We start from the raw sequence: 15,393 nt of genomic DNA, 5'->3' as shown, positions 1-15,393 counted from the left end.
TGCGCGGCTTGGGGTCGTAGAAGACCGCGACGGTCGCGGTCCGAACACGGAGACGACCCCATGACCAAGCTTTCCGACACCCAGACGATCATCCTATCCCGCGCGGCCCAGAACGAGGACCGCGTTGCCCTGCCGCTGCCCGACAGCCTGCGCGGCGGTGCCGCTGCCAAGGTGGTCGGCGCGATGCTTGCCAAGGGCTTCCTCGAAGAAGTCGATGCCGACATCCGCAACGGCGAACCGGTCTGGCGCGAGACCGGCGACGGCCACGGTGTCACGCTGGTCGCCACCGACGCAGGCCTCGCCGCCATCGGCATCGAGCCGGAGGAAGCCAACGCGGCGCCTTCGCGCGCGACGACCGAGAAGACCGCGCCGGACGCTCCCGCCGATCCCGAAGCCGTGCCAAAGGTGCGCACGCCGCGCGAGGGCACCAAGCAGGCGCAACTGATCGCCATGCTGCGCGCGCCGGACGGCGCGACCATCGACGAGATTGTCGCAGCGCTCGAATGGCAACAGCACACTGCTAGGGGTGCCATGTCCGGTGCGCTGAAGAAGAAGCTCGGCCTGACCATCACCTCCGAGGTGGTTGACGGAAGAGGCCGCGTCTACGCTATCCGCGATTGATCGCGGAACATCTCGACGCGCATCTGAAATGGCGCTATATTCGCACCGAATTAGATGCGCGCCGGGAGCCCAGCCATGGACATCATCAAAGACATCAGCCCGCTGACCGAGTTCAAACGGAATTCGGCGCGCATGATCGCGCGCATCAAGGAAAGCGGACGGCCGCAGATCCTGACCGTCAATGGCAAGCCTTCGGTCGTCGTCATGGACGCCAGCGCATGGCAGGACATGCAGGACCAGCTTGACCATGCCGAGACCGTCGCGGGCATCCGCAAGGGACTATCGCAGGCCCGGGCCGGTGAAGGCACAGAGGCTGGCCGATTCTTTGACGAACTCGCTCAGACGAAATGACAGCTTCACTGCCGGTGATCATCACGCCGAATGCGGCGGATGATCTGACAGCTTCATGGATCTGGCTGCGCGACCGCAACCCGAGGGCTGCGGACGAATGGCTTGCGGGCATCCGCAATATGATCCTCGACTTTGGCGCCATGCCCGAGGCGCATCCGATTGCGCAGGAATCGAAGGCCTTCGATCTGCCGATCCGGCGCGCGCTCTATGGTCGCGGAACCCGCTGGCGGGTCTACTATGCCGTCATCGACGGGGCGGTGCAGGTTCTTCATATCCGGCATGGCCGTCGCAGTGATTGGCAACCCTGATCCGTTCAAACAGCCGCCGAAGGACAAATGAGCGGGCAATGCTCACGAATGAGAAAATGGCGCCCATCTTGAGGTTCTGCGCCAGCGTCGTATGCAGCCCGAAGACCGGGAAGATCAGGATCTGCGTGACGACCGCGACGCCGTAGCCGACGATCACGCTGACGACGGACTCGACCAGCGACATGAGGCGCGACTGTCTCATGCTGGCGCCTCGTCATCCATCAGCCAGCAGTTCAGCTGCCAGAGTTCGCAGCGCATGCGCCGCAACCAGCGGGACCACTCCGTTGCCACAAAGGCGAAGCCGGTCCACCCGGTGGGCCAGCCCATCAGCGCCTCGACGAACAGCGGGTTCAAGGTCCGGCGCTGCTCGGAGGTATCGCTCCCAGCCATCGGCGTCACAAGGACCTGGCGGCCAAGCAGGCCGTTGACCGGCGTGTTCGCCAATGTCGTCGCCCCATCCTTGTGATCTCGCGCCGTCGGCGTCATCCACATGCGGCTGGCATGGGTCAGATCGGCCGTCTTGCGGTTGCCCGCGCTCGGCTTGCAGCCGTCGTTGGCCATCGGCGTCGGCCAGTCGCGCGCCATGCCGTCCAGACCCTTCTCGTGCTTCCGGCTCCCACCACGGCTCCGGAAACTGTCGATCTGCGGCGTCGGCCACATCGCCGCGCTCGTCGCCAGGTTCATCCCGTGCTTGCCCGCTTCCTGCGAGGGCGTCGGTTTCGTCTGCCTGTTTTCGTTGGCGCTGGCGCGTGGCGTCGGCCACAGCCGCAGCATCTCCGTCCGGTTCCCACCGCTCGACCGGGTCCCGGAGCAGGCGCGCGGGGTCGGCCATGTCGTCCCCCTCGCGGATGGCGAGGATGAAGAGCCGCTCGCGTTTGTGGGGCGCACCGACTTCCGCCGCCGTGAAGAGGCCTGCCGCAAGCTTGTAGCCCATGCAGACCAGTCCTGCGGCGACTTCGGGGAAGCCGAGGCGGAGATGATGGGCGACATTCTCGAGGAAGACGAAGGGCGGCTCGACCTCGCCGATGATCCGGGCGACATGCGGCCAGAGGTGGCGCGGGTCGTCTGCGCCCCGGCGCTTGCCCGCGACCGAGAACGGCTGGCACGGATATCCCGCAGTGACGATGTCCACCGCGCCGCACCACGGGCGGCCGTCGAAGGTTCCAACGTCGTCCCAGACAACAGCCTGATCCAGGGACGCGTCCGCCATCCGCGCCACGAGAGTGGCTGCGGCGAAGGTTTCCCGCTCGACATGGCCCACAGTTCGATATCCGGGGATGGCGATGGTGAGCCCGAGATCAAGCCCGCCTGCACCGGAACAGAGTGAGAGGCCGAACAGGCATGCGTCTGCGGTTCCGGAAGTGCGCCCGGAGGGATGTAAAGCCAGGTCATGCATATCACGCGGCGGATTTGGGTTTGCGGGCGGGTTCTGGTTCGGCGTCTGTGTCCGGGGCATCGGCGGGGGCGTCAGCGTCGTCGCCCAGCCGTTCAGCTTTCACGGCCGCGAAGGTCCGACCGTCGCCGTCGAGGATCGCGTCGCGGCCGGTGTCGGCCTGCCAGCGTTCGACAGCGACATCAATGTATGCCGGACTGATTTCCATCGCGAAGACGCGGCGACCATTGGCTTCACCGGCCATGATCTGCGATCCGGATCCACAGAACGGCTCATAGCAAAGACCGCCCCGCGCGACGTGCTGGCGCATAGGAATCCCGAAGGCGTCCAGCGGTTTCGGCGTCGGGTGGTCGGGCCGGTCGTCCTTGGCGAAGCTCGGCAGCGCCCATGTGGACGGCAGCGTTTCCTCCGCCACCTTCGGTGGGCGGTTTGGCCGACGCCAGCCCATAAAACAGGGTTCATGCTTCCACAGGTAATGCGACCGGGTCAGAACCCCGCGGTCCTTCACCCAGATGATCTGCTGGTGCACGAAGGCGCCCGCCTTTTCCCAGCAGGCTTCCAGCATCGCCTGGCGGCGCGAGGCGTGCCAGCAATACCAGGCGGCGTTATCGGCAATCGCTTCGGCGAGTGCAGCGGCGATGAAGCCGTCGTAGAGCTCCGCGCCCTGCGAAGAGTCGTCCCAGGTGGTGCCATAGGAGGCCGACCAGTCCTTGTTCCGCGTCGGATGGTTCGAGCCGTCGTAGTCGACGAGGTACGGCGGGTCGGTGGCGAACAGGATCGCGCGCTCGCCATTCATCAGACGGCGGACATCGACGGCGCTTGTGCTGTCGCCGCAGAGCAACCGGTGATCGCCAAGGATCCACAGGTCGCCCGTCTGCGATGCCGGGTTGCGCGGCGGTTCGGGGATGGTCACCGGCGGCACAGAGCCGCCAGAACCAACATTTTCACCCTCTTCCTCCGGCACGTAAGCCAGCAGCTTGTCCAACTCGCCGTCCGAGAATCCGACCAGCGACAGATCGAAATCTTCGGCCAGCAGCTCGTTCAGTTCGGCCGAGAGTAGGGCCTCGTCCCAAGTGCCGAGTTCGGTCAATTTGTTGTCCGCGATCCGATATGCCCGACGCTGCGCCTTGGACAGATGCCCCAGCACGATCACCGGCGCTTCGGTCAGCCCGAGCTGCGTGGCGGCCAGCACCCGGCCATGGCCCGCGATCAGCTCGCCGTCGTCGGCGACCAGACAGGGAACAGTCCAGCCAAACTCCGCCATGCTGGCAGCGATCTTCGCGACTTGGTCTGCGCCATGCGCCTTCGCGTTTTTTGCGTAGGGCTGGAGCTTGGCCAGCGGCCAGGTCTCGATCGCGTCCGGGGCAAAGCTCAGCGTCATGATTTCGGTGCGCCTCAATGGGGTGGACCCCTGGACTCCGGCCCCCGGCAGCCAGCCTGGACTCCGCAAAGGGTCCAGCGGCCGCCGGACGCGTCCGGTTCCAAAGGTTTGTTTTGTTTAGGTTTTCAGCAGGTTGCGGGTGGATGCCCGCCGGGGTGGCTTCCCAAAAAACCGGCCCTGTCGCTGGCGATATTGCGCGCTTCGCCCGCCAGCATACGAAAGTCGCCCAGAAGGAACCAAGAATTCAATGGCTTAGCTGATTGGACCCCGACTGGACCCTTTGCTGGACCCCGGAAGCCAGCTGCGTGGCCTGTGCCTGCGCGCTCCTCTCCCGAGTATATCCAATTTGTAGCCTCATTCTCGAAATGTGTAAGGCCATGCGATGTACACCGGAAAATTGCCTCACAAGACGATTTTTCTTGACAGGCAGTTGGCGTTTTCGATGTCGAACTGCTGCGAGCGTCGGGCGGGAGGCAGGCGGCCATGAAGACGCCAGGTGATCACCGCGAGCCCGAACTGCCAGCGTTTGTTGGCAGCCGTGCGGCTCAGCCCCATCTGCCAGCAGATCGGTTTCCATGGCGTGCGTTCGGCACGCAACCAGACGATCCGGGCATCATCCCGTTCCAGCCAGCGCAGCCAGAGCAACGCCTCCTCGGCTTCGGTGATCTGGCGCGGGCCCGGCCGGGGCCGCCGCATCTGCGGCTCCTGACCGACCTTGTCGGCGAAGCTGTGGAAGTACTCGGGCCACGCATTGAAGAAGCCCTGCGGCATGACGCCGGGCAAGGTGCGGAAGACGTCGGCCGCACTCTCGAGCCGGTCCTCCACACGTGTGGTTGTCCAATCACCCATGACGTGCCTCCCGTTCCAGTTTGCCGTAGAGACGCTCGCCAAGCTGGCGCACCAATTCGCGTTCGGGCCAGGTGAGCCGGTGATCGTCGACGGCGACGGCTAGCAGGCCTTGCTCTTTCCAGCCGTCGCGTTTGACCTCGTCGGGCTGGCGGCGATGGCCGCCATAGCCCTTCGGCGTGAAGCGCATCCCGGTCATTGCGCACCTCCGCGGGTTTCAATGGCCCAAAGCAGGATCGCGATGGCATCGGCCTCATTGTCATCAACTGGGCTGAACCCGCGCGCCCGGGCGGCGGCGATCATGGCGTCCTTGTTGGCGTTGCCCTTGCCGGTGGCGTGACGCTTGATGGTGCCGACAGGAACGCCCTGGTAAGGGACGCCGCGCAACTCGGCCCATGCCGTCAGCGTCGCCATCAGACCTCCATAGACGTGGGCTGCGTCAGTGCCCACGTGGCGACGGACCTCCTCGAACCAGATGGCAGCGATAGGCCCGGACAACCGCTCCAACTCTTCCAGCCAGTTCGTGAAGCGCAGGTATCGCATACCGCCCCCGTCGAACCGGCCGTTGCGGAAGGATGCGGTGCCACTGGTGATCAGCCCATCGGCACCATGCAGAGCCCAGCCTGTTGTCGTGCCGAGATCGAGCGCGAGCAAGGTGCGGTCGGCGCGGAAAGCAGGCGGCAGATCGGGGATTGCCTCCTTCATCTTGGTGGTCAGAGTCGCTTCAGCCATCGTGGTCTCCTTTTCGGGTTGGCTGCGGGGGTGGAAGACGACGGCGGTCATGTGCTTGGCGGTACGGGCCGCCGTCGTCGGATGAATTCAGGGTTTCTTCCGCCTGCCGTGCTTGCTGAGGTGCTTGGCAACACGCTTGCGACCGGACCCAGCCACGGCCTTGCCGGGCGCTCGGTGATCAAGGCAGCGACGATTCAGCGTTCCTGATCGCAGGCCGCTCCAGCATTGGAATGGCCTGCCGCATTGCGCGCAGTGGCTTTCCCAAAGGATGATCGGGATGATTTGCCCGTCGCGGCGTTTGTGCAGGTCGGAGCCAACCGCGACATAGCGCTGACCCTCGTGCATCAGCACGGTTCCTGGCAGCGGCAACACGCGGAAATTGATCTTGTGAACGACGCGCGCAGCCTGGCCACCAGTGAAGCGCTTGCCTTGATCGCCAACAGCACCGGGGAAACCAGTCGCGCGGTGACTATCGTCGTATGAGGGGGCGGGACAACGTCCGCCCCCCTCATACTTAGTATAGGGGTTGCCACTCTTCCTCATGCCGGTACCGCAAGTATCTGTTTTCATATCGTTTTCTCCTGTTTTTGATGACAGAGGGCCATGACAGAGACCTTTGTCATTGTCATCAGTAAGCTGTTGATTTCATTGGTTTCATGACAGAGGCATGAGGATGACAAAGGCCTCTGTCATATGACAAAGTCAGCCATCGCCCCCCTCCGGATAGATCCAGACAGCGGGGTTCTCGACCTCCCTGGCGCGGCCGGAATGGGGGCACTTGTAATGGCTCGGCTGGACTGAAATGCCCTCTCCGAGCACCTCGCCAGTGGCGGGATCAATGATCGGATCCTGACCGAAACGCATGCCTTCCACGCACAGGTAGCCGAAGTGGGACCGGGTCGCCGCGAAGCCTTGTTCGGACAGGTCACGTCGGAACTTCACAAATCCCTTGGTTGCCAGAACTCCGAGGCGCTCGCGGATGGTAAACTGACTGCCAAGACCATGCTGGTTCTCGAAGGCCTCACCCAATTGCGTCGAGGTGTAGAGCCGCCCCTCCGAGGCTTCATCGAGCAGAATTGCCAGGATCACATCGTGCTTCCGGGCTCGCTCCGCATCATGCTTTGCACCGACGTCCTGGCGGACGAGGCGTTCGTTCATCGGGTTGATCTCGACCCATTGACCGCCGACCTTGTCGATCACCTTTGGCGGCAGCGCAGGGCCATTGCGCAGCTCGATCTCCAGCTTTCGTTGCGAGCAATCCTCGTCGGGCCGATGCAGGATCAAGCCGGAGGTGTAGAAGCCGCGCAGCGCGCTGGCGCCGGAGAGCGCGAGGAAGGGATCGTCCTTCACTTGCTGCTTGCTGAGCTTCTTGGTGTGGTGGATCAGGATGACACCGCAGTCGGGGTCAATATGATCGCGCAGGACCTCGACCCTTTCCTTGAGGAAGAACATCATGGCGGTGTTGTCGTTCTCGCCGCCGCCATCGGGCCCGCCGTCGAACAGGTTGCGGATCGGGTCGACGCAGAGGATGTCAGGCGGTGCATCCGGGAACGCTTTTTGCACGGCGCGGGCAACCCGCACGCTGCCCTCGTTGTCGAGCAGCATTTTGAGCTTTGGCGTTGCGACGAAGGTGTCGCGCGCGGCTACCAACACCTCTGGCGGCAGGGCGATCTGCTTCAGGCGTTCGCGCAAATAGTGATACTGGATCTCGGCCTGCAGATAGAAGATCCGCAGCGGGCGTGGCGGGGTGAAGCCGAGGAACGGCACGCCCGCGGCCATGTGCACGAGCCACGAAATTAGCAGATCGCTCTTGCCAACCTTCGGCGCGCCACCCAGCACCAGCAGCCCGCCCGGCGTCAGCACGCGGGGCGCGATGATGTCCTCCGGCATCGGGCTCTGGTCGTCCAGCAGCGCGCCGAGCGTGAAGGCGGGCATCTCCTGCGGCCCCGGTGCGCCGGAGTCCAGCCGGATCAGCGGCGGCCCGTATTTCTCGACATGCCGCTCCCAGAGGCGCTCGGACTCGCGCTTGAGCCGATCAACGGGCCACTGGGGCCGCAGCATTGCGGCGTTGTAGCCGCAGATGCCTTCCCAGCCCTCGTCCTTTGTCATCCGGCCCTCGTGGACCATGCGGATGAAATGCCCGATCGCAGCAGATGCGCCCTCGAAGCGGGACCAGTCGTCCTGCGCGCCCTCACGCACCGGGGTCACCAGCACATCGTCCATGGCGGGTTTGTCGGGATGCGTGAACTCGGGTTGCAGCGAGATGCCCGGCGCGGGAGGCATGTCTGTGACCGCCTCGATGAACTCCGCCAAATCGCGTTCGCGGTCATGCTGTAGTTCAACGATGCGGACCTGCGTCTTGAGGCTGTTCTTGTAATAGACCGAGCCTGCCACCCGGATCGGCTGGTGGGCGGAACGGAAGTGCATGTCACCGCCGACCTTGGCCGCGATGTCGCCGCGCAGACGGCAGACACGGCGAATATCATCGCCCTCGGCGGGCTCGGTCAGCGCCCACCAGACATGTGCCTTGCGCTGGCCCTCAGTTGTCACACCACCGCTCTCAACCACCATGGTCGGCGCACCGAGGTGGCGCTCCAGGTGGGCCCGCATGGCAGCGATATCGCCGGTGTCGAGATCGACCACGACGGTCTGCATCTGCAGGATCTCGGCGGCCTTGGCCTGCCCAGGCGCGGCCACGGTGCCGGGGATCACATAGACCGCTGCGCCCTCCCGCGACGCCCATGTGGCGAAGGTCGCCATTTTTTCGGGCGCGGCCTGATCCGCCTCGAGCCAGATGTTGTGCGGGCGGCCATCGATGCCCTGACCCTTGTCGATGAAACTGCGGACCGGGATCAGCCCGTCGCAGTAGCCGAAGACGACTTGCATGAACTGGGCGATCTGCTCGGGATCGGGCTCGTCGCCGAAGACGTCGATCTGCGGCGCGGCGTCATTGAAATCCCGCCAAGGGTTGAAATGGACGATGTTTTCCTTGGGCCCATCGGGCGGCGTATCATCTTGCATGGCCTGGTCCTGCTCGGAATTCGGCTTGTCAGTGGGCTCGTCAGTCATGCCGCCAGCCCCCAACACCGCTCGGCATGGGCACAGAACCGGCATTCGAAGAAATCCCGGTTGGTGGCTATGCGCGGCAGCAGATCACCTGCGTCGGTGGCCTGCAGGATGCGCACGGCGCGATCGGACATACCCTGAGCGAGATCGGCATCAAACGGCACCAATTCATGGTGCAGCTCGGCGTTGTCCTTGTTGATCGCCGTGAACAGCGCCGGTGCCGCCGATATCCCCGGCACCGACGGTTCCATGTAGGCCTGGTAGATCGCGATCTGGGCGGCATAGACAGGCTTGGAAACCGTGACACCGTCCTTGACGCAGGCGCGCCAGTTCTTCGCGTTCATGGTCTTGCATTCCCAGAGCGCCGGGGCGCGCATGCCAAGCGCTGCTGGGGCATCGGCGATGATCCCATCGACATGGCCCCGGATGCGACCGCCCGCGACGGAAAAGCCGAACTGGCCGCCATCGCGTTTTTGGGTGACCAGATCGATCCCGGCCGCGCGCAGCCAGCGGATCGCCAGATCCTCGAGCTGGTGGCCGATGGCGAAGATCCGCAGCGTCCGCCCGCCGAAATCCGCACCCTCATCCTTGGGCGCACCGGCAAACTCGAACTGCAGCGCGCGTTCGCAAACATGACCCAAGCGGGATGCGCCGAGATAGGTCCTGGGCGGCGTGGCCTCACGTTCAGCGATGAGGGCTGCGTCGACCAGTGCGTTGATCCGCTCCGCCACGGAGGGGCGGTGATTGAAATCCAGCATCAGAACGGCACCTCCGGTGTCTGGGCCCGGGCGATGTCGGACATGGCCTCGCGGAAACCCTCGACGGCCTCTTCGATCAGGGCGCGCACCTGAGCCTCGGTCAGATCGGCAAATGCGGTCTGCCAGCCGATCTCATCCATCAGCATGGCGATGTGTTTCATGGTGGCGGTGTTCTTGTCGCCCAAGAACTCGCGTTTCGTTCGGCGGTTCATCAACCAAGCCGCGGAGAAGGACAGCACGATCCTCGATTGCTTCGGCGGTTCGGGAAGTTCTGCGCATGCCGTGGTTGAAGCAAACCGTCTCGACCTGGGTCATCGCAAGTTCATCACGGTAGAGGTCAACCGCTACTTCGAAACGCTGGTTGTTCCCCGAATCAAGAAAGTCGGCAGTGCGGCCCAATGGAAATCGGGAATGGCCAAGGATCTACGCGGACCTGGCATTTTCGTGCGGGTTCAGGAACTCGAGCAATACGATGATACGCTAGAGAGCCTCAGTATCGACCAGCAAGCGGTGCAGGACGCAATGGCATTCGAGAACCTCGCGTTCTCGATCCAATACCGCCTCGACCGCGAAGCGCGAAAGCTATTCCAATCCGTCGACCACTTCCGCTCGCCCTTCGGCTACAGCATCAAGTGCGCGCACGGCGGTGGCGAAGCGGTGGATCGCGAGGTCGACCTGGTCGAAAGCCTGATCTACCTGCTCGGCCTCGATGTCGCGCGTCTCTATCGCGAAGATCAAGGCGCGGTCATCACAGGAACGGATCGTCGCAATCGCTCCGTCACCGTGCTCTTCCGCGAATGCGATCGGGAGGGCAACGAAGACTGGTGCAAGACGAAGTTGGCACAGCATTCCGCCGATCGTTTCCTCACGAATGCCATGCCGGAGCTGGCCTTTGAAGGCTGCGAACGGTTCGAGGCCATCGAGGCCATCTTCGCCACCCAATTTGGAGGTCGCTGATGGCTTCCGGTCACGCCAGGCTCAAGAAAGCTCTCGTCCTGCGCGATGCATTGGCCCACGAACTAGGGCTGGACCTCGCCGTAGTGATGCGCGGGCTCTCGACGGTCGAAGATACAATGACGGCCGAGTTGGCTATGGCCGACGGCAACTATCTGGCGCAATTGGAGTCGCTATGCCGGGGTGATGCGGCCCTGCTCACAGAGGCGGATCAGGTGGTCCGGGCGGCTTGCCAGACGGTGAAGCTGGCGCCGCGCTATGCGCAGTACCTGTCACTGATCCTCTTCGCGCATTGGCAAAAGTCCCGCAGCACCGATGAGGGGGCGTTCCTCGAACGGCTGAATGCCTTCCTCACCGAATGGGCGCAGAACAACCGAAGCGAGACGATAAGCCCCTTCACCGCGGACGACTTGCAGTTTGCCGCCTTCTGGATGGCCACGGGATCCGGCAAGACCCATGTGCTGCACGCCTGCATCGCGATGCTGCACGCCGCGGGGACATGGGACCGCACCATTCTGATCACGCCCTCTGAAAACCTGTCGCGCCAGCACGCCGACAAGCTGCGGGAAACGAAAGCGTTCGACGTCTTTGCTTATCCGATGGATGGCGACGCCTCGAGCCTCGGCCGTCTGCACCCTGACACCGTGATCGTCGTCGACATCAACAAGCTGGCCGAGACGAAGAAGGGCGATGGGGTGACAATCCCCACCTCGGTCTTCCGCGACGGGCGCAACCTCGTCTTCGTCGACGAAGGGCACAAGGGCCAGCGCAGCGAAGAAAGTGTCTGGAAGAAGCTTCAATCGGACCTCGCCGGCATCGGTGACAGCCAGTCCGATCACCGCGGAATGCTGATCGAGTTCTCGGCCACTTTCGGCCAGGTGGCAGAGGCTGAGGCCACGTTCGGCCGATATGCCAAGGCCATCATGCTCGACTACGCCTACGACCGGTTCCATGCCGATCTTTACGGCAAGGATTTCTGGAACGTAAAGCTGGACGGACACCAGGAGACGACCGAGGAAGTTCAGCACACGACACTGACGGCGGCCCTGATCGCGTATTGGTACCAGCTGGCAAGCTTCGGCAAGTCGGGCGTGCAAAAGCAGATCAAGGATCGTGGTCTTCGCGTAGCAAAGCCTCTCTGGGTCTTGCTCGGCCTTTCGGTGATCGGCGGCAAGAACGCAGGCGACCAGGAACAAACGTCCGACGTCATCGACGTCCTGCGATATCTTGACCGGGCACTCTCGGAAGATGACTTCATTTCCGAAGGCATCACCCACGTGCTGGAGGCAGCCCGCCAAGGTGCCAGTCTACTGCCTGATGTCGTAAACACTGGGCTGCAGGGTATGTCTGCAGCCGCTATCCAAGCACGGATTCTGAACGACGTGTTCGGCTGGCAGGACGGCGACGTACCGTTATTTCGTGTCTTGAAGACGTCGCCAGGTGAAATGGGCCTGGGTCTCCGCCGGGGGGACAGCGTGCATTACTATGGCGTGGTGAACGTCGGCGATGTGAAGGGCCTAAAAGATGGGCTGGAAGCCGCGTCACTTGAGATCGAGGACGACGCTTTCACTGCGTCACTGTTTGCGGACTTGGAACTGGCCAACTCTGGCGTAAACCTCTTGATCGGCTCACGGCGCTTCGCAGAAGGCTGGGACAACTATCGAGCCTCGAGCTTGACCCTTCTTCGACTAGGTCAGAACGAAGGTTCTCTCATCATCCAGATGTTCGGCCGTGTCGTCCGATTTGCTGGCACGAACGGCAACGGTAAGCGCCTGCGCGATATCGAAGGCGATTTGGCCGCTCTGCAGACGGCTTTCGTCTTTGGCCTGAAGTCCCGGTATCTGCAGGCTTTTCTTGCGGGGCTGTTCGAGAACGGGATCGGCGAAAAGACACGGACGGTCTGCGACGTTCAGGACTGGCTTCCAGAAACACCCGCGCTGCTGTCTATCAAGGCCGTAGGCCCGCAACAAAACGCATTCCTCGTCGATTTGCGCGATGCTAAATGGCTGCAATCGGTGAACAAGGTTGTTGTGTCCTATGCTGCGGGCATCGCCACTGCACGCATTGGGCGAGATGGTTTGGATGAGAATGCCGCCCGCGTGGGCGGCGATGTCACCGCAGAATTCAAGCAAACCGTTCACCTCCTCGACATGGACTCGATCTACTCGGATCTGGTCCAATGGAAAGCCTTGGGAAAGCGGTGGAACATCCGGTTTGACCGGACTTCGGCCAGCATCGCCCTTCAATCAGGTCCGTATGAAGTTTGGGCACTGCCGGGTTTCTGCAGCGTTCACAGCAGACAAGATATCCAGCGCCTTCAAATCGCGGCCAGCACGGTGGCGAGGAAATTGTTCGAAAGCGCCTACCGCAAGATCGAAGCCAAGCACAGCAGTTACGAGATCATTGGCGCATCGGACAGCGGCATTCCAAGCCAGTATTCCAAGGAAATTACTAATGCCTGACAAGACCCAGCCGAATTTGTTCGGAGACCGCGTGCTGTGTCCAGACGTGCAGAATCTGCCCTTGATTGTCAGTGCAACCAGCAATCACTGCGAGGTTCTCGCACCGGGAAGTGTTTACCAACCCCTTCTTCTTGACCAGCAGGGTTCGGGCGTTGTGTCTGGTCCCGGAGCTTTGAACCGTGAGGAGGAGAAGTTTGTTCGCGACCTGATCACCTATCTCTATCCAAAGAAAGACTACCCCAAGTCAGCTTCCACGCCCCTCGTATGGGGAAAGCGAAAGATCTGGCTGAAGCGCAACATAGAGAAAGATGCCAGGTCCTTCAGGCTTCGCGTTGATTCCTCGGACTGGTACTATCCCGACTTCGTCATTTGGATCGTTGATGAGGAAAATCGTACGCAAACCTTCGGGTTCGCTGATCCGAAAGGCCTCGCGCTCGGCGCACATGCGGGTTGGGGCGAATATAAAGTCGTTTCCACCCAAGTCGTCCCGCATTTCCTCTCCGAGGAGATCGGCCCAGTCACTATAGACGGTCAACCTTGGACCTTTAGAATTCGTGGTGTCCTAATCTCGACTTCCAGCTTCGAAGGTCTGCGCGAGCAGCGGAAGTTCTTGGTGCGAGACCCGGACGACGTCACACACCCGCCGACCAAGGAGCAATTCGCACAGGCACGCATCTTGTTCCAAGAGCAACGCGCCGAAGACTACATTCCAGACGTCCTCCGTCTTCTGACCGAGGACGGAGAGCTGGACGAGGTGCTTAAACTTGGGGCAAGATACTTCGGGAAATCCGCACCAGCGAAGTGCGCCAACGAGGTCGAAGCCGACTTGGCTTTGAGGCACCGCAAGGCACGAACGGCCAGCGATTTCACAGCCTCCATTATGGAAGACTATCTCTTGCCGGGTGCCGACGGAAAAATAGGCGCGCGCGCGCGCCAGAAGCGCAAAGATCAGGTCTACCGGTTGCTTGACTCCGACGATGCTCAAGCGCGCAGCCTGTGGGATCAATGGACCGACAAGGGTGAGCCGAGTCGGTTCCTCTTGCAGAACTTTCCAACAGTCTAGCACAGGCCAAGTTTGCAGAAAACTTCGATAACAAGAAGTTACTCGGCTTCCAGAACCCAGCCCCTTCGTGTGAAAGGCTCAAGACGTGAGCTAAACGCTCTCTACCACAGCCGGACAAGTCAGCTCACCACCACGAGGGGTAGAGGCGCGCTGATAAAGGATGATGCCAAATGAATTCCATTTTACCGGAAGGCAAGCAGGTCCGCATCCGTTCCTTCTACGGCTTCGGACCTGAGGAGGACGGCTACGTTGGCTGGACACAGGAAAGCTCCCGCGACGCCTACCTCCGAAAGCTAAACGACGGCGACCTCATCATGATCTACGGCGCCAGCACCGCAGAGACCGAGAAGTCACTGCGCTCATATGTACTCGGCTTTCTGGAGGTTAAGGCAACGCCAATCCGCGATTACGAAAAGGCCTCTAAGGTGGGTTTGGACCGGAAACGAGATGCGGGCTGGGCCGACAAGTGGACCTATGCGATTCCAGTCCGCCGCGCCTGGCGGGCCGAAGAGAAGATGATGATCTCGAGGATCGCCTTCAATTCCTATCGGCCTGAGGCAGGCCAGGCTCTCGCGGTTCATGGCGCCGATCTCGACCCAGATGAGATCGCGCAAGCGCTAAAGATCAAGGTGCGGGAGGTCAACGTCTACGGCGAGCCACCAGTCAATGATGGCGAGTCCCCAGTAATGGCGTTCGCGGAGGTCTTTAGGCCTTCACGCGCATTTCCCGGCAGTTTCGGTGAAAGAACTTCGAATTACGAAGATGGGAAGACATTCCTATACCTTGCTGTCTATGAGGGGGACGGCCACGCTCTCTTGGGCAAGAAGAAATCATTCGGCGACAAATCGGTCGCGCTGAAGGTCGGCGTGACAAACGCACTGAAGCGCCGCTGCGCCGAATTGAACGCGGGTATACCGCCGGCGGCTACTGGCCGTTGGGCGCTACGGGTGAACTCGCAGCCATTCCCGGACAAGAAATCAGCGGAGGACGTCGAAGCTCAGTTCAAGCAAATTTCTTCTGGCCGTCTTGAGAGTCTGGGCGGGGAGTTTTTCTGGGGAAACCTCGAAGAAGCCGAGTCTCTATGTTGGTCTTTGCCCGGCATGTCACGGTTTTGAAGGTCAGCATGTCTAACGCCTCAAATAGGTACAGACACAGCTCCGAATGCTTCGACTTGGCCCATGCGTTGGTTCGATTTCAGTTCCATCTCGCGAACGCCACCGGCGTCGAAGTGTTCAGCCTCGACGTCGTAAAAACCGAGAAAGTCCAGATGCTTGCAGGCTATTCACCAAATCCGCGCAGTCATCAGGTCCGGAGAATATCGGCCCTCAGAGACCGCTTCCGGGCCTCCTGGCGACGAGGCCAGTGCTCAGCCCCTCCCGCATAACCCTCGAATACAACGAGAAAATCCGGAGGCAGCCGGATCGGGAGAACGCTTTCGCAAGGGCAAGTGGCGGAGGG

At 62.0% G+C, this 15,393-nt stretch carries 17 protein-coding genes and 1 pseudogene; 7 read left to right on the top strand and 11 right to left on the bottom strand.

What is annotated here, in order from left to right; genetic code table 11:
* Nucleotides 1-60 precede the first annotated feature (60 nt).
* The 3 genes from ACGKZZ_RS16760 to ACGKZZ_RS16750 all read left to right on the top strand — a co-directional run bounded on the left by ACGKZZ_RS16760 (nt 61) and on the right by ACGKZZ_RS16750 (nt 1,280).
* Nucleotides 61-621 (top strand): DUF3489 domain-containing protein, encoded by a 561-nt coding sequence (locus ACGKZZ_RS16760; RefSeq protein WP_411224665.1) that lies wholly within the window; start codon nt 61-63, stop codon nt 619-621.
* A 75-nt stretch (nt 622-696) separates the two neighbouring features.
* Nucleotides 697-972 (top strand): type II toxin-antitoxin system Phd/YefM family antitoxin, encoded by a 276-nt coding sequence (locus ACGKZZ_RS16755; RefSeq protein ID WP_133395091.1) that lies wholly within the window; start codon nt 697-699, stop codon nt 970-972.
* Nucleotides 969-1,280: a type II toxin-antitoxin system RelE/ParE family toxin gene (locus ACGKZZ_RS16750; protein ID WP_411224664.1), complete on the top strand. Its 312-nt coding sequence runs from the start codon at nt 969-971 to the stop codon at nt 1,278-1,280. The genes ACGKZZ_RS16755 and ACGKZZ_RS16750 overlap by 4 nt, the downstream gene beginning before the upstream one ends.
* On the opposite strand, the gene ACGKZZ_RS16745 is transcribed toward ACGKZZ_RS16750, so the two are convergent.
* The 11 genes and pseudogenes from ACGKZZ_RS16745 to ACGKZZ_RS16695 form a co-directional block, all read right to left on the bottom strand.
* On the bottom strand, nt 1,216-1,482 hold the full coding sequence (locus tag ACGKZZ_RS16745) for a hypothetical protein (RefSeq protein WP_411224663.1): 267 nt from the start codon (nt 1,480-1,482) through the stop codon (nt 1,216-1,218). The two genes, ACGKZZ_RS16750 and ACGKZZ_RS16745, sit on opposite strands and share 65 nt — an antisense overlap.
* On the bottom strand, nt 1,479-2,054 hold the full coding sequence (locus ACGKZZ_RS16740; RefSeq protein WP_411224668.1) for a hypothetical protein: 576 nt from the start codon (nt 2,052-2,054) through the stop codon (nt 1,479-1,481). Before ACGKZZ_RS16740 ends, ACGKZZ_RS16745 begins: the two co-directional genes overlap by 4 nt.
* A gap of 97 nt (nt 2,055-2,151) precedes the next feature.
* A pseudogene (locus ACGKZZ_RS16735) lies at nt 2,152-2,676 on the bottom strand (DNA cytosine methyltransferase); the annotation flags it as partial.
* Nucleotide 2,677: 1 nt separating this feature from the next.
* Nucleotides 2,678-4,054, bottom strand: a complete 1,377-nt coding sequence (locus tag ACGKZZ_RS16730; protein ID WP_411224662.1) for a site-specific DNA-methyltransferase — start codon at nt 4,052-4,054, stop codon at nt 2,678-2,680.
* Nucleotides 4,055-4,456: 402 nt separating this feature from the next.
* Nucleotides 4,457-4,903, bottom strand: coding sequence for a DUF6362 family protein (locus tag ACGKZZ_RS16725; protein WP_411224661.1), 447 nt, complete (start codon nt 4,901-4,903; stop codon nt 4,457-4,459).
* Entirely contained in the window at nt 4,896-5,090 is a 195-nt protein-coding gene (locus tag ACGKZZ_RS16720) for a hypothetical protein (RefSeq protein WP_411224667.1), read from the bottom strand. Before ACGKZZ_RS16720 ends, ACGKZZ_RS16725 begins: the two co-directional genes overlap by 8 nt.
* 5 nt (nt 5,091-5,095) lie before the next feature.
* Nucleotides 5,096-5,605 carry a crossover junction endodeoxyribonuclease RuvC gene (locus ACGKZZ_RS16715; RefSeq protein WP_411224666.1) on the bottom strand — a complete coding sequence of 170 codons (510 nt, stop codon included), beginning with the start codon at nt 5,603-5,605 and terminating at the stop codon, nt 5,096-5,098.
* A 114-nt stretch (nt 5,606-5,719) separates the two neighbouring features.
* Nucleotides 5,720-6,202 carry a hypothetical protein gene (locus tag ACGKZZ_RS16710; protein ID WP_411224660.1) on the bottom strand — a complete coding sequence of 161 codons (483 nt, stop codon included), beginning with the start codon at nt 6,200-6,202 and terminating at the stop codon, nt 5,720-5,722.
* 132 nt (nt 6,203-6,334) lie between these two features.
* On the bottom strand, nt 6,335-8,701 hold the full coding sequence (locus ACGKZZ_RS16705; protein WP_411224659.1) for an AAA family ATPase: 2,367 nt from the start codon (nt 8,699-8,701) through the stop codon (nt 6,335-6,337).
* Nucleotides 8,698-9,456, bottom strand: a complete 759-nt coding sequence (locus ACGKZZ_RS16700) for a hypothetical protein (RefSeq protein WP_411224658.1) — start codon at nt 9,454-9,456, stop codon at nt 8,698-8,700. Before ACGKZZ_RS16700 ends, ACGKZZ_RS16705 begins: the two co-directional genes overlap by 4 nt.
* Entirely contained in the window at nt 9,456-9,617 is a 162-nt protein-coding gene (locus tag ACGKZZ_RS16695) for a DUF6511 domain-containing protein (RefSeq protein ID WP_411224657.1), read from the bottom strand. Before ACGKZZ_RS16695 ends, ACGKZZ_RS16700 begins: the two co-directional genes overlap by 1 nt.
* Here ACGKZZ_RS16695 and ACGKZZ_RS16690 point away from each other — a divergent pair.
* The 4 genes from ACGKZZ_RS16690 (at nt 9,616) to ACGKZZ_RS16675 (ending at nt 15,050) form a co-directional block, all read left to right on the top strand.
* Nucleotides 9,616-10,413: a hypothetical protein gene (locus tag ACGKZZ_RS16690; protein WP_411224656.1), complete on the top strand. Its 798-nt coding sequence runs from the start codon at nt 9,616-9,618 to the stop codon at nt 10,411-10,413. The genes ACGKZZ_RS16695 and ACGKZZ_RS16690 overlap by 2 nt on opposite strands.
* The gene (locus ACGKZZ_RS16685; RefSeq protein WP_411224655.1) at nt 10,413-12,872 is read left to right on the top strand and encodes a DEAD/DEAH box helicase family protein; all 2,460 of its coding nucleotides are present in this window, start codon (nt 10,413-10,415) and stop codon (nt 12,870-12,872) included. The genes ACGKZZ_RS16690 and ACGKZZ_RS16685 overlap by 1 nt, the downstream gene beginning before the upstream one ends.
* Nucleotides 12,865-13,935: a hypothetical protein gene (locus tag ACGKZZ_RS16680; protein ID WP_411224654.1), complete on the top strand. Its 1,071-nt coding sequence runs from the start codon at nt 12,865-12,867 to the stop codon at nt 13,933-13,935. Before ACGKZZ_RS16685 ends, ACGKZZ_RS16680 begins: the two co-directional genes overlap by 8 nt.
* A gap of 170 nt (nt 13,936-14,105) precedes the next feature.
* Entirely contained in the window at nt 14,106-15,050 is a 945-nt protein-coding gene (locus ACGKZZ_RS16675) for a GIY-YIG nuclease family protein (protein WP_411224653.1), read from the top strand.
* Nucleotides 15,051-15,393 lie beyond the last annotated feature (343 nt).

Source organism: Marivita sp. S2033 (assembly GCF_046592965.1).
GTDB lineage: Bacteria > Pseudomonadota > Alphaproteobacteria > Rhodobacterales > Rhodobacteraceae > Marivita.
Note: the sequence above shows the minus strand (reverse complement) of the source record. Positions and strands in the feature narration are given on the sequence as shown.